Annotated in this window: 7 protein-coding genes and 1 pseudogene; 7 read left to right on the forward strand and 1 reads right to left on the reverse strand. The window is 37.2% G+C overall.

Translation table 11 applies throughout. From position 1 onward, the window contains the following. Positions 1–246: 246 nt before the first annotated feature. From U6A24_RS00595 to U6A24_RS00615, 5 genes are all read left to right on the forward strand, one after another. Positions 247–3984, forward strand: coding sequence for an RHS repeat domain-containing protein (locus tag U6A24_RS00595; protein ID WP_324177987.1), 3738 nt, complete (start codon positions 247–249; stop codon positions 3982–3984). Positions 3985–3999: 15 nt separating this feature from the next. Next, positions 4000–9492 carry a DUF6443 domain-containing protein gene (locus U6A24_RS00600; RefSeq protein ID WP_324177988.1) on the forward strand — a complete coding sequence of 1831 codons (5493 nt, stop codon included), beginning with the start codon at positions 4000–4002 and terminating at the stop codon, positions 9490–9492. A gap of 212 nt (positions 9493–9704) precedes the next feature. After that, entirely contained in the window at positions 9705–10133 is a 429-nt protein-coding gene (locus U6A24_RS00605; protein WP_324177989.1) for a hypothetical protein, read from the forward strand. A gap of 129 nt (positions 10134–10262) precedes the next feature. Beyond that, positions 10263–11558 carry an IS1380 family transposase gene (locus U6A24_RS00610; protein WP_324177990.1) on the forward strand — a complete coding sequence of 432 codons (1296 nt, stop codon included), beginning with the start codon at positions 10263–10265 and terminating at the stop codon, positions 11556–11558. A gap of 470 nt (positions 11559–12028) precedes the next feature. Then, positions 12029–12433, forward strand: a complete 405-nt coding sequence (locus tag U6A24_RS00615) for a hypothetical protein (protein ID WP_324177991.1) — start codon at positions 12029–12031, stop codon at positions 12431–12433. Between the two features lie 77 nt (positions 12434–12510). Here U6A24_RS00615 and U6A24_RS23240 read toward each other — a convergent pair. Beyond that, a pseudogene (locus U6A24_RS23240) lies at positions 12511–12666 on the reverse strand (IS110 family transposase); the annotation flags it as partial. Positions 12667–12978: 312 nt separating this feature from the next. Between U6A24_RS23240 and U6A24_RS00620 the strand changes: the two are divergent. Both U6A24_RS00620 and U6A24_RS00625 read left to right on the forward strand, forming a co-directional pair. Continuing rightward, on the forward strand, positions 12979–13743 hold the full coding sequence (locus U6A24_RS00620) for a DUF6261 family protein (protein ID WP_324177992.1): 765 nt from the start codon (positions 12979–12981) through the stop codon (positions 13741–13743). A gap of 597 nt (positions 13744–14340) precedes the next feature. Continuing rightward, complete coding sequence (locus U6A24_RS00625; protein WP_324177993.1) at positions 14341–14604, forward strand: HTH domain-containing protein; 264 nt, start codon at positions 14341–14343, stop codon at positions 14602–14604. Positions 14605–14640 lie beyond the last annotated feature (36 nt).

Raw genomic sequence — 14640 nt, forward strand, 5'->3', positions numbered from 1 at the left:
ATTTGCAATCCCCAGCCCTTCTTTCTAAGGAAAGGAACTAACAAGCCTCCTTTTGAAAGGCGATTTACAGGAATGTTCCAGGAGCCAATAAAAAAGCTCTTGTCACATTGTAAAAAAACGAAAAAAAAAAAATTCTCAGTCTCAAAAAATGAAACTGGGATGAGTTAATATTGCACCCGAACAAAAAAAGGGATCGGTTCATCACCGGCAAAATTAAAAAGTCAATCGTAACAAAATAATTATTTTATGAAACAACTATTGGGATATGTGATGCTGATGACCAGTATTATAGGCTCAGCACAAACTTCCGGAACAGGAACATCACAAGATCAATTTGATGCCAATGCTTTGGTTCAAGTACCCAACTCACCTGAAGCCGAAGCGTTTACAAGATATGGTAACATACCTATATCGTATTACACAGGCAAACCGAATGTTTCGGTGCCGATACATACCATTCAGGGAAGGGAATTTTCTGTACCCATATCAGTATCTTATGATGCCTCTGCCATTAAGGTACAAAGTATCTCTACCAGTGTTGGAGCCGGGTGGAACCTACAGGCAGGAGGTGTCGTAAGCAGGCAGGTACATGATTTGCCCGACGATGCCCTATCAGGAGCACCAGCGAACAAGATTAGCGATCCCGATATTATTTCATTCAATAACTACTTGAGTACACTCAGATCTCCTGAAAATGATGCTTATCTTAATTTTGAGAATTACGAACACGAGTTGTCTCAAATTAATAAGTATCGTAATATAAGAGATGATCACGGTATAGGTGAAGTAGACCTGATGCCTGATATCTTTAATTTTTCGGCTCCTGGTTTATCCGGTTCGATTGTCATCGATTATAATACCGGGGATGCTATTAGCCTTAAAGACTCCGACATTAAAGCGACCTATACCACCAATAACCTAGGTAGTATCCAAAGTTGGGTAATTACTAATACTCTGGGTACAGTTTATCATTTCACAATTCCCGAAGAAACCACCACTACTTTCTCTTCAGAAGCTAACGAAGGAACCAGAGTGTATAACTCTTCCTGGTATTTATCAAAAATAGTATCTACCAACGGTAAAGATGTTTTTGAATTTAACTATTCGCCAGCCAAATATTGGGATCAACCTCAGATTTATTATAATCAGCAGGCAGCCAGAAACCCTCTTTCAAACTGTGGAAGAACACTTACTTACGACCCTACGCAACATACATCGATCACTACATCCAATATGACGGATTTTAGGATAAAACAACCTATTCTATCCAGCATTTCCCTTAATAATATTGACCGCATAGTGTTCTATCACAATACAAATCGTCAGGACCTTTCAGGAAGAAAAAAGCTAGATCAAATAGCCGTTACATATGGAGCGAAGCGTTTAAAGACCTTTTATCTTCATCACTCCTATTTTACCAGCAACTCTTCACACAAAACAGAAGAAGACTATAGGTTAAAACTGGACTCTATCTCCATAGAAGGAAATAACACAAGTGGATCTGGGATCGTATCTACAAACCCTACCCAAAAGCAATCGTATAGATTTGAGTATAGAGGAGGTAACATCCTACCTAGTCGCAAGTCTTTGGCTATTGATAACCAAGGGTATTACAATGGAAGTAATGGCGAAGGAAACACCAGTTTGATCCCAAAATACATAGATGCAACAGGAAAAGTATACTTAGGAGCCAATCGTGAACCGCTCTTTAGTGCTAAGATTAAAGGAATGTTACAGGAAATTTATTATCCAACCGGCGGTTCTACCAGTTTTGAGTTAAATGAAAACAGGTATGAGTTAGGTACCATACAAGAAATAGAGACTTTTTCGCAATCTCTTGGTAGTGTTGGCAGCGGTTCTGATCCAACGGCTCAAGAATCAGACTATAATTGCGATGATGGTTTCTGGGAGTTCCCAAAAACCAGTACTGTAGATTTTACGGTTGATAATGATGAAATCATGACCGAAAATACCGGGTATTTTTATAGTGCTACTTCAGAAGGGAATTATGCTCAGGATGGGCGCATGTTTTTTATGGCAATTTATAAGAGTACCCCTGCAACAGCAGGTCCCTCTCCTAATTACACTATGTTGGAAAACGGATGTATCGAGGTACATGGTTTTGATATTACACTTACTTTATGCCCGGGAGAATGCAAAGATGTTCCATTTAACGGGGGTACCGAGCCTTCAGGTTTTACAGTATGTTATGATAACTATGTAAACAACTCAACCCCAGATAATAGTAAAACCTATTGCGAAATTAAGGCAATGATCGATAGCGGTAGTAGTGATATTGTGTATTACACGCATGGAATCCCCACCACAGGTTCTACACAAATCGTATTCTCTAGTCAAGGAAATTGGTTTCTTCCTCCAGGCAGTTATAAGGTGTTTATTGCCAATAGTTATTTAGGAAAAACGGTAAGTATGTCCCGAAGATATTTCAAAAAAGTAGAAAGAACGCTTTGGAACAACAGTCCTTTATTAAATAAAATTGTCGACAAAACCAATGAAGGTCAACAACATATAAGAACATTCGATTATCAGGATTTTAGTGTTCAACAATATACGCAATTGCACACCATCAAAAGAACTGCTGGAAATATTGGTGCAGAATGCTACAAATCTCCTTATGAGGGGTATTATGACACCCTTGAACGACAAACTAGTAACATATATGGCAAAACACCTAATGAAATTACGTTTCCCAAAGTACTGGAGGTATTAGAAGACACTGCAGGTAATCCCCTAGGATCTACTCTTTACGAATATTACGACCAGGAATTCTTCGTTAGTAATTCGGTATATCCGGGAATTTCCAATTTGTACTACCCAAAGCTTGGAGAACCTTATGTAGCAACCAACCCCCTTATTGGTCAATTAAAAAAGAAGACCGTCTACGATACTACCGGAAAAATAGTAACGCAAAGCCAAAACCTGTATGATTTTGAAAAATCGGTAGTAACTACAGGAACTAGTTTTTATGGAGGAACCACATGGGTGGATATCTGTACAGTGGCTGTCCCAGGGTATCATAACCCAAGTTTAAAACAACTCACCTATATGACTTCTACTCATGGCTTTGGTAGAGAGTGTGCATCCACAGGAGATAATCTTGTCATCTCGGGTTGGAGAACGGTACAAGGAAATAGTGACAATAACATCCGTTTCTATAAGTTTAAAACCAGGTTGAACGAGAGCCTAAATAAGGACTATTTTTATAATGCCAACCAGGTGGACTCTGTCGTACAAAAAGTTACCTATAGCTATGGAACCAACCATAATATGCCTATAGAGACAAAAACTTCGGTAGGTCAAAATAATACCAGAATTACAAGGACGTTGTATCCATTGGATCTGCAAAACCCAACCGCAGCTGAAGAAGCTCTGATCATAGAAAATCGAATAGCGACTCCGATTGAGATTACAGATTTTTTTCTAAAAAATGGAGATCCGGAAAAACAACTTTCTAAACGAAAGACAGTTTTTAATAACACCAAATGGGCAGGCAATATTTTTCCTGAAAAAATCCAGACCGCAAAAGCTGCAGGCAATTTGGAAGACCGCATTATCTATACAGAATATGATCACGGTAATCCCGTAGAAGTGCAAGCCAAGGATGGTACACCAATAAGCTATATCTGGGGGTATAAGAATCAATACCCAATAGCAAAGCTAGAAAACCTAACCTATGCAGCACTTTCTTCTACGGAAATTTCAAACTTAAAAACACTATCTGATAGTGATAACTCTGAAAGTAGTGAAAATACACTTCGAACGGCTTTAAACGCTTTAAGAGACTCCTATCCCGATGCTACAATCACCACCTACACCTACGATCCACAGGTAGGAGTAACCAGTATGACTGATCCAAGAGGGTATACTATGTATTATACCTATGACGATTTGGGTCGCTTGCACCATGTTAAAGATGCTCAAGGTCACCTGGTTTCTGAAAATAAATATCACTACAAAAACTAATCCACCACTACAAAGATGAAACATACATATATATACATTATACTGGGATGGCTACTGTGCCTTCCAAGCTTAAGTTACAGCCAACTCGTTTTTGATCCCTGCGGTAACGATGATGCCGGTAGAGCCTATTATCTTGATGGGGATGGGGATGGATACGGAAATAATAGTTCCGTCGTTTGCCGCAATTCTCGACCTCCAGGGTATATCACCCAAGGGGGAGATTGTAACGACAATGATCCTACCATCATAAATCCTATTACCTGGTACCGTGATGCTGATGGCGATAGCTGGGGAAATGCAAATGTAAAAAGAGTAAGTTGTTACTATGTATCAGGTTATGTAAAAAGAGCAGGTGACTATGATGATAGTACCAATTTGATCACCAACATCGCTCCTCGCAATTTTTATAGAGATGCCGATAATGATACCTTTGGAAACCCAAACAACAAGGTATATCGCAGTCATCGACCTGGCGGGTATGTAACCAACAGTAGTGACTGTAATGATGGTAATTCAGCCATTAACCCCAATACAGTCTGGTTTAAAGATGCCGACGGGGATCGTTCTGCAATCTCTACTAAAACACAATGTACCAGTCCCGGATCAGGATATACCAGAACCTTAACTCCATTAGGAGACTGTAATGATAACAATGCTGCGCTTCACCCGGGCACCGTTTGGTATAAGGACGGTGATGGGGATGGGTTTGCCAGTCTCACCAAAACACAATGTAACAAACCAGGGCCAGGATATACCCTTACGATAAAACCTTTAGGAGACTGTGATGATCTTAATGCTAACGTTAACCCCAATACGATCTGGTATAAAGATAGTGATGGGGACGGTTTTGCAAGTACCACCAAAAAACAGTGTAGTTATCCTGGATCAGGATATAGCCGAGTAGCAAAACCTTTGGGAGATTGTAATGATGGTAATGCCGCGATACATCCCAATACCATCTGGTATAAAAACAGTGATAGCGATGGGTTTGCTAGTACCACCAAAAAGCAATGTAGCAATCCTGGATCGGGATATAGCCTAGTAGTAAAACCATTAGGGGATTGTAATGATAATGATGCTACTTTACATCCCAATACAGTGTGGTATCATGATGATGATGGAGACGGATGGGGGAATAAAAACATCACCAAAATACAATGTGAACAACCTACTGATTATGTTCGCAATGATGACGATTATAACGATTCTACCCATTTGATCACCAATATAGCACCTCAAACGTTTTACAACGATGCCGATGGAGATAACTTTGGAGATCCGAACCAAAGTGTATACTATAGTGAAATGCCCAGTGGCTATGTTACCAATGCCCAAGATCTATGCCCTAATGAAGCCGGACCGTATAACGGATGTCGCTATCGCCCTTATCAGCCAGTGACTTTAAGCAACGAAAACTATGTCTATACCAAGGCCTATCAAACTGCAGTAACCGATCCTGATCAGGTAAAATTCAACAAAGATGTCATTGAAAGCGTAGCCTATTACGACGGACTGGGAAGACCCAAACAACAGGTAGCTATTAAAGGTGGCGCCCTTGGTTCGATTAAAAATATTTTCCCTTCAGATTGGATCCCAGGTTCGGGAAGTACACCTTTTTTTAACCAAAATGGAAAGACATCAGAAAACAACAGAGTAATAGGGCTTGATCCCGGAGGAGAATTCTCATTACTATGGCAATGCGGTAACGATATTGATCATGATGCAGACGGGGGTTGGAATACTGATTATTTTGAGGTCGATAAAAATGTCGGGTATCGTTATACCGTCTGGGTAAAACGTACAGGATCACAAAATGGATCTACGTATCATGGAACGCGTAACGTAAGTACTCTTATAGGATCAAGGCACAATAATCCATACTTCTGGCATGGTGATTTACCCCAGTTAGATACCTGGTACCTAATTGTTGGAATAATACACCCTTACAACTATACTGGAAGCGATCTGGGTATTAGTGGCGTTTATGATCTGAATGGTAATCGTGTAATAGATGGTAATGAGTTTAAGTGGAACGATGATGTAGTTACATCAGCATTCAGAAGCTATTTGTATTATAGTACCGATATCAATACCAACCAATTCTTTTGGAATCCAGGGCTACAGAAATTAGATGGAACCGAAAATTCAATTTCCGAGCTTATCGAGGCTCCCAAAAAAGAAATAGAAGATATCATCACCCATATCGAGTATGACGCCCTGGGACGACAAGCCAAACAATACTTGCCTTTTATCAATGAAGGGAATGGAGCTTATAAAACCGTAAATGTCACTAATGATATTAACAGCTATTATCTAAACAAGTATGCAGCCGACTTTGAAGGGATCAACGATCCAACACAGGTTAATGCTTATAGCGAGCGTGTATTTGAAGCCTCCCCATTGAACCGTGTCCTAGAGCAAGGCGCACCGGGAAAAGATTGGAAAGCCGATCCCAATAGCAATGCCGATCATACCATCAAATTTGATTGGCAAACCAATCAAGCGGAGGAAGTGGTATATTTTGAGGTCACTTTTACCGATAACAATACCGAAATGCCTACCCTTGTTCAAGACGGTACACATCTTGCCAATGATTTGTATGTAACCGTTACCAAGGATGAAAACTGGACCGAGGCCGATGGGAACAACCATACTACCAAAGAATACAAAGACAAACAAGGACGTGTGATCCTGAAAAGAGCTTATGCACAAACTAGCGCAGCAGCTACCGGAGGAAGCGGCGGAACAAGTGACGATGGCTCTCATGACACCTATTATGTCTATGATGATTTTGGGAACAAAACGTTTGTGATCCCTCCCAAAGTAGATGTAACCGATGGGGTTTCTGCTATCGAGCTTAACGAGCTGTGCTACCAATACAAATACGATTATCGTAACCGACTGATCGAAAAAAAGATCCCCGGTAAAGGATGGGAATACATTGTCTACAATAAGCTGGATCAACCCATCATGACGCAGGATACGCTTTTAAAGGCAGAATCTGCCTGGCTGTTTACCAAGTATGATGCGTTGGGTAGAGTCGCCTATACAGGAAAGATCTCCGACAACAGAGAACGAAACATTATACAAGGTGAAGTCAATGCATATTCTAATGACCTTTGGGTAGAACGTGGCAATGCCGTAATGATTGGGGGTGTGACCATGCAGTATACCAATGGTGGATATCCTAATGTACAAAATGGAGAGGTATTAACAATCAACTACTATGACGATTACAATTTTGATATAGCAGGGATGGATAATCCAGGTACGGTCTATGGGGTAGGCACCAGCGACCGTACCAAATCCCTGTCAACAGGTGGTAAAGTAAAAGTATTAAATACTTCCTATTGGATCACCACGGTTACCTATTATGACCAAAAAGGAAGACCGATCTATGTAGCCAGTCATAATGAATACCTGGATACTACAGATATCATAGAAACTAAGCTTGATTTTGCAGGCAAGGTACTACAAACCAAAACCACCCATACCAAAGGTAGCCATGCAGCTATTGTAACCATTGATACTTTTGAGTATGATCATGTAAATCGTTTGGTATCTCAAAAACAATGTGTAGGAGACCATACATTAGAAATTTGTAATGATGATGTGGGAACAGCAGTTACATTAAATGAAGCGGTTATCAGCAGTAGTACAATCGAGGAATCCACTATTACCCTATTACCCGGGTTTAGTTTTGTTGCGGCACCGGGAATAACATTTAATGCCAAAGCATTAGGAGGTGCTACAAGTGACACCAATGCCGAGATAATTGTAGAAAATAGTTATGATGCCTTAGGACAACTCCTCTCTAAAAAAGTAGGAGGCGGCTTGCAGAATGTAGATTATCGTTACAACATTCGTGGATGGCTCAAAGGGATTAACGATGTAAATGCATTGGGGAACGATGTTTTTGGGTTTGCCATTGGCTACAATCAAGGAACCAATCCCTTGTATAACGGAAACATAAGTAGAACTGAATGGAAAACAGCCAATGACAACTACCATCGCTGGTATGATTATCAATACGATGCTTTAAACCGATTAACCACAGCCAATAGCCATAGCGGTAATTTTGATGTATCCAATATCACCTATGATAAAATGGGGAACATCCTATCGCTGGATAGAGTAGGTCATTTGGGAGCCTCTTCTTTTGGAACTATGGATATGCTCACCTATGACTATGCAGCCACTAGCAACAAGTTACTATCGGTAACCGATGGCACCACTGCTGCTCAAGGATTTAATGATGTAAACAAAACCAACGATGACTACGACTACGATGCCAACGGTAACATGATTATAGACCGTAACAAAGGTATCTCAAGTATTACATACAACCACCTTAATTTACCCAACACAGTTTCGATAAGTAATAGCGAGGGTACAGGAACAATTTCTTATATTTACGACGCCACTGGAGCGAAGCTATCAAAGATCGTAACAGAGGGAAGTTCTTTAATCACCGAGTATGCCGGTAATTATGTATACAAGAATGGAGAAATTCACTCGATACAGCATACCGAGGGTTATATAGAGAAAGAGGCAGACGGATATAAGTACATCTATCAGTTAAAAGATATCTGGGGAAATACTAGAGTTACGTATTCAGATGCTAATAAAGATGGTAGTATTACAACATCAGAAATCCGCAGAGAGCAAAACTACTATCCTTTTGGGCTACAACACAAAGGGTATAACAATACCATAAGCGGAGCTAAGAATAATCTTAAAACATACCAAGGACAAGAATTTACTGAAGATTTTGGATTAAATACACACGAGTGGAGATATCGTGTAAGTGATCCTGCAACGGGTAGGTTCTGGCAGATAGATCCATTAGCAGAAGATTATACCTATAACTCTACGTATGCTTTTCAAGAGAATAAAATGGGGATGGGTGTTGAACTTGAAGGGGCAGAATTACTCGGTTTAGATATTGCTGTATATATTGCTCAAAAAGCAGCAGAATTTGAGAATAATGTTTCTCAAGCAAGAAGTAAGTTAGGAGGGGCCGTTGAAAATAGAGTTGAAGTTTTAAAAACAGGTAAAGAAAAAAATAATGTAAAAGTTGCTAATCATAATATTAATCAAGTTCAGGATGCAATGACTATATCCGAATCAGTTGATAAAATCGGAGAAGAAGCTTCTAATACTGCTAAAGAAGTTGTAAGAGATGGAGCTGATGGAGCGGAAATTACAGGAGATGCTCTAGTTATAGCAGCTCCATTAACAGGTCCAGCAGCACCAGTTGTTGCGGGTACAGGAGCTACCTTATCTACTATTGGTACTACAACAAATATAATTATGGATGTAGCAGAAGGTAATTACAAAAGTGCAACAAAAAGAGTTATAACAGAAGCAGTGAGTGGTGGTGTAAGTACAGCTGTTAAAAATGCTCCAGGAGCTGATGAAACAATAGAGCAAGCAATAGATGCACATATCATTTTTTATGAAAACGTAGTTATTCCTGCAATTGAAGAAAAAATAGAACAAGAATAGGGTTGATTAAATTGTTAAAATGAATATTATAAATATAATTATTGGATGCCTACTAATAGTATTGGGGATACTCGTTATAATTTATTATGAGTATTACATGAAAAAAGAATCTAAGGGAGCCCTCTCCTTTAAACTCAGGGTTGCCGGAATAGGCCTTATTATTATTGGGTTAGGTTTAATTATGAAAGAGTTTTAAATATTGATAGATTATTATGAAATACATATTATTAACATTACTATTTTACTATCCTCCAATTAATGCTCAAAATTGTGAAGGTTTTTTACAAGGCACCTTTGAGATGAAATATGAATATGGTACAGTTATGATAGAAAGAATGGGTAATTGGCAATTAGAAAAAAGTGATACGTATGGGATTGTTTATCTAAATAAAATAAGAATGATAGACGATTGTAAATATGAACTTAGTTATTATAAGGTACTTAAATTGGGAAATCTTCCCGAACCTGATATGACCAAAAAAGCCATAACGAAGATCATTAATGTAGAAGGAAGTAATTATTATTTTGAATCGTCTATCACAGGTACTAATGCGAGTATAGGAGGGGTTTTTGTTAAGAAGTCAGATGAAGTCAGTGATGATTTTAAAAAACTGATTGCAAAAGAACAAGTTGTTGATTAACCCCGCTCCCGCTAGTCTATGCCTTAAATCGGTATGTCTATTATAAAAAACAACCGCAAACTATTTGTTTACAAAGGTTTGCGGTTTTGTGTGTTTTCACCTAACTTGGTGTTGCGACAAAACACTGATATGAAAATAGTTAATTCTTCACATATAAGTTCATTTGGTGGCTTAAATTTTGTTTTACAGGAGTTTGAGAACAAACAAATAGGAAAACTATTGCGGGAATACTTACCCAAATTACCCGCTCAATGTAAATACTCATGGAAAGACTTATTATATTCTTTTTGGTCTATTTATTTCTGTGGTGGCGATTGCATTGAAGACTTAGCAGGTAATTTCCATGATCATCTAAAGGATAATCGCTTTTTAAATGTGCCCAGTCCCGATAGGGTTCTCGATAGGTTTAAAGAATTGTCTTTGCCTAAGATGATTTTGAAAACTCCTAGAGGACAAAGCTTACATCAATTTAGTATTAATAAGAAGATCAATGCGTTAAATTTAAAGATGCTAACATCATTAAAAGTACTTTCTAATAAAGAATTAACCTTAGATTATGATAATACTATAATTTTTACCAACAAAGCGGATAGTGCTAATACCTATAAAAAAGAATATGGATATGCTCCTGGAGTAGGCATGATAGGAAATCATATTGTTTATGTTGAAAATAGAAACGGTAATAGCAACCCAAGAACCTTACAAGATCAAACAGTTACTAGAATGTTCAATTTATTGGATCAACATAATATAAAGATTGATGCTTTTAGGGCTGATAGTGGTTCTTATTTATACGAAGTCGTAAATTTAGCTAGTAGAAAGGCTAAACATTTTTATATAAAAACTCGGATGAGTGCTGCGCTAAGTAGGGCGATAAATGCTATTGATAATTGGCAAAGAATCGAAAGCTCAACAGAGGTTATATATCGTGGCGAAACACAATTTAAACCCTTTATTAGAGCCAATAGAGATACAATAGCCCCAAAACTTCTTCAAACTTATCGTCTGGTGGTATCTAAAATAGAAAGAAAGGATAAGCAGGTTAATCTTTTTACAAATGAGGCCTACCTTTATTCTGCTATTCTAACAAATGATTGGGATAAGAACATGGATGAGATTGTGTTTTTTTACAACCAACGAGGAACAATAGAAAAAGAGTTTGATGTTATAAAAAATGACTTTGGCTGGAATCATCTACCTTTTTCTAAGTTAGAACAGAACACGGTATTCATGATTTTTACGGCAATGTGTAGCAATCTATATCATTATATCATTACGTTATTCTCTAAGCAGTTTAAGAGTCTTAAAGCTAATTTTAGGATCAAAAAATTCATATTTAGATTTATTAATATACCTGCTAAATGGATCAAAACATCTAGGCAGTATAAGTTGAAGATATATGGAAATATTCATTTTAAAACATAGATAACCATAGTAACAGCCCCAAATGATTTATTCAAAAAACAAACCCCAACAAAGTTGGGGCTAAATCATATATCCCTTTTCCTCAAAAAACAAATAGAGAATAACGATTTGAAGAAAAATCTAAGGATCATATCTAGAAACTTAAAAACCTTAGCTCTTTTTCTATTAAATCAATATAAGTAAATCTAAATTTAACCAGACATACGGATTTAAGGCTATGACTAGTGGCGGCAAGAGTAAGAAAGAGAATAACAAGCCGGTTTCAAAAAATGAAACTGGCTTGTTGTATTTTGGTCTAGTTTTGTGTTGCGCACAAGTTGCAAACTTGCGCCAGCGGGGGATGATGTTAGGTTAGCTACACCGTTAAATAAAGTAAAACCTGGAAGTTATCTTGAAAAAGAAGTAAGACATTTATTCAAAAATGGATACAAGGTTAGTAAAGACGGTAAATGGCTTAGAAAACAATAATTATGATATACACTTATTTAATTTTAGCAGATTCCTTGAATAAAAAAGGCTTCTCTATAGGTAAAAAAGAATTATCTGAAAATTTTGGCAATTTTCAAATAAGTTACAGTGATAAAGAGATAGAGCTTACATTTAAAGGTGACAAATCTTTCTTTCATTTAGATATAAATCGATGCGATGATGAAAAAGAAAAATTCGATCTATTACTCGTAAAGACACTTATACAAGACGATAAAAATAGAGATTTGACTAAGGTTGAATCTTTTGAAGAACTTTGTCATTTTATAAATGTCGAAATTGATAAAATTCTAGTTTTATTTAGTTCCAAAATGTATCCAAAAACCAAAGAAGCTTTAAAGCTTTTAGAGTACGAAAGATCCAAGAAGATGTTTGATTTAGGGAATTAAGCACTCTGATAGCTCGGATTTGTAATCCGCCCCCGCTAGCGCATTCTATGGATAAAGACAAATAAATTTTAGTAAAATCAGGCAGCAAATTTATGTGTATCTACATAGGGTTGCTGCCTTTTTATTACGGCAAATACTCGATTTAAAAGTTTATTTCTGATATTGTTTAGGATTAACATTTTATTCTTTCCTTCTTTCAATTTTCTTTCAAAATACAAGGCAAGTTCTTTGTCTTTCTTTTTAGCGTTTAGGTGTCTCGTCCTAAAAAAAGCTTAAAAAATTTACTTTTTTCTTCCCAGTATCGAAAAATGAAACTCGCAGCACCTATCATTGGATAATTTTTAAGGAAAAACAAGCTTGAAACTCCGGCAGCTTATTATCCCATCAGAATGTGTTGCCGGAAATTCCGGCACAACTTTCCGAGCAAGGAATATGTTGCCGGAAAACCCGGCACGTTTTTCCAGAGCAGGAAAATGATCCCGGGTTTTCCGGGGCGTTTTTCCCAGGTGTAGAATCATTCTAAATAATTTAAATAAATATAACTTATGAACAATGTATTAGTCATTCCACAATTAAAAAGTTTTAAGAACGGAGAATTTTCAAAGTACACCCGTACTTTCATAGAACTTAGCCAAGAACAAGATCTCGATGCCATGGAGCTTCGAACTTATGTAGACCAACTTATGACAGATTATGAAGCTTTTAAAACGATTTACAAAAAGAACAGAGGAAGTATCCTTACTCCAGAACTTGCACAATTAGATGGGCTTCGGGATAATGGTATCAAACTTCTACAACGCAGTATTAAACTTATCGCAGATTTTTCTGGTGATGATCATGATCGCAATCAAGCTACTTTGGTCTATAAAGTATTTACAAAACACGGCAAAGACATCTATGATATGGCTTATAATCAACAAGGGGGTGTCTTCGATGAAATTATCGAAGAAATAGAAACAAATACACCGTTACGTGATGCTATAGACAATTTGAATCAGCGTAAGCATTTTAATGAAATGAAAACCGCACATCAAAAATTTGATACTATTTTTAAAGATCGTATAAAAGAACAACAACAAAACCAATCTGATTTAAGTATTACCGAGTTACGAAAACAAACCACCATGTCTTTAAGAGAAGTATTAGATTGGATCTTTATTCATGCCAAAACAAAAGGATTCGGGCCATTTAAAACCTACATTGGTAATCTTAATGCGCTTACCGAGCAATATAATCTATCGGTAGAGCGCAGACTCAACGATAAAAAAGAAGTGAATCAAGCATTGAATGATGATTTTGATCTATCATAAAAGATTCTTCTGATCCAATAGGAAACTACCTCGGGGCAAGCCCATAAGGCATCAAACTGGAAAATGACCCGATCGGGGTATGCAATAAGTGATGTTATGGATTCTAAAATAGAAATGATGAAAGTGAATTAACTAAACATATAAGTAAGCAGCTACAGTAATGTAGCTGTTTTTTTATACTTTAATTTTTAAGACCTACATGGCTAAGTGAAAGATAAAAAAACTTACTATGGTTAACCAACATTGAGATTTTACAATCAAATTATTTCATTTAATTCCTATATATTTTGTGTTGTTTATCCCAAAATAACAACCACACAACAAAAAAAAGATGTTAAAGGGGATTTTTCCCCCCTTACCCCTATTGATTCATATACATTTTAATAGTAGGTTTGACATGGAAAAATTGAATTACTAATACACCTACTCACTATCTTATGAATACAACTAGCTATTCTTCACCTTCTCATGTTTCTTTATTTACGGGCGTCTACAACACATTACTCAATGTCAATTAGTGTTAACTAGCTATACAGCAACACTATACACAGAAATAAAAAGTAAACCCGAAAACAAAAAAACTGAAAGGCGAGTCAAATGAATGTTATTAAACAAATAGAACTTATAAAACGTATCGATCAACTGGTAAGATTAAAAGCTACCGGGACACCTTTGGAGCTGTCTGATCGTTTACATATCTCAAAAACCAAATTATACAGAGCTATTAATATCATGCGAGATCTTGGTGCACCTATAGAATATGATAGTGCACTACAAAGTTTTGTATATATAAAAGCTGTGGGGTTTCAGTTTGGCTTCTATCGTCAACATACAAATATAGAAACGGCAGGATACGCTTAATCTTCTGCTTCCATTAGTACAGAGTGCACCTAATTT

It is taken from the genome of Aquimarina gracilis (genome assembly GCF_035285365.1).
GTDB lineage: Bacteria > Bacteroidota > Bacteroidia > Flavobacteriales > Flavobacteriaceae > Aquimarina > Aquimarina gracilis.

What these genes read in the sequence shown, in the direction of transcription:
- U6A24_RS00595 (WP_324177987.1), top strand. Translation starts at nt 247, where the DNA reads ATGAAACAACTATTGGGATATGTGATGCTGATGACCAGTATTATAGGC.
- U6A24_RS00600 (WP_324177988.1), top strand. Translation starts at nt 4,000, where the DNA reads ATGAAACATACATATATATACATTATACTGGGATGGCTACTGTGCCTT.
- U6A24_RS00605 (WP_324177989.1), top strand. Translation starts at nt 9,705, where the DNA reads ATGAAATACATATTATTAACATTACTATTTTACTATCCTCCAATTAAT.
- U6A24_RS00610 (WP_324177990.1), top strand. Translation starts at nt 10,263, where the DNA reads ATGAAAATAGTTAATTCTTCACATATAAGTTCATTTGGTGGCTTAAAT.
- U6A24_RS00615 (WP_324177991.1), top strand. Translation starts at nt 12,029, where the DNA reads ATGATATACACTTATTTAATTTTAGCAGATTCCTTGAATAAAAAAGGC.
- U6A24_RS00620 (WP_324177992.1), top strand. Translation starts at nt 12,979, where the DNA reads ATGAACAATGTATTAGTCATTCCACAATTAAAAAGTTTTAAGAACGGA.
- U6A24_RS00625 (WP_324177993.1), top strand. Translation starts at nt 14,341, where the DNA reads ATGAATGTTATTAAACAAATAGAACTTATAAAACGTATCGATCAACTG.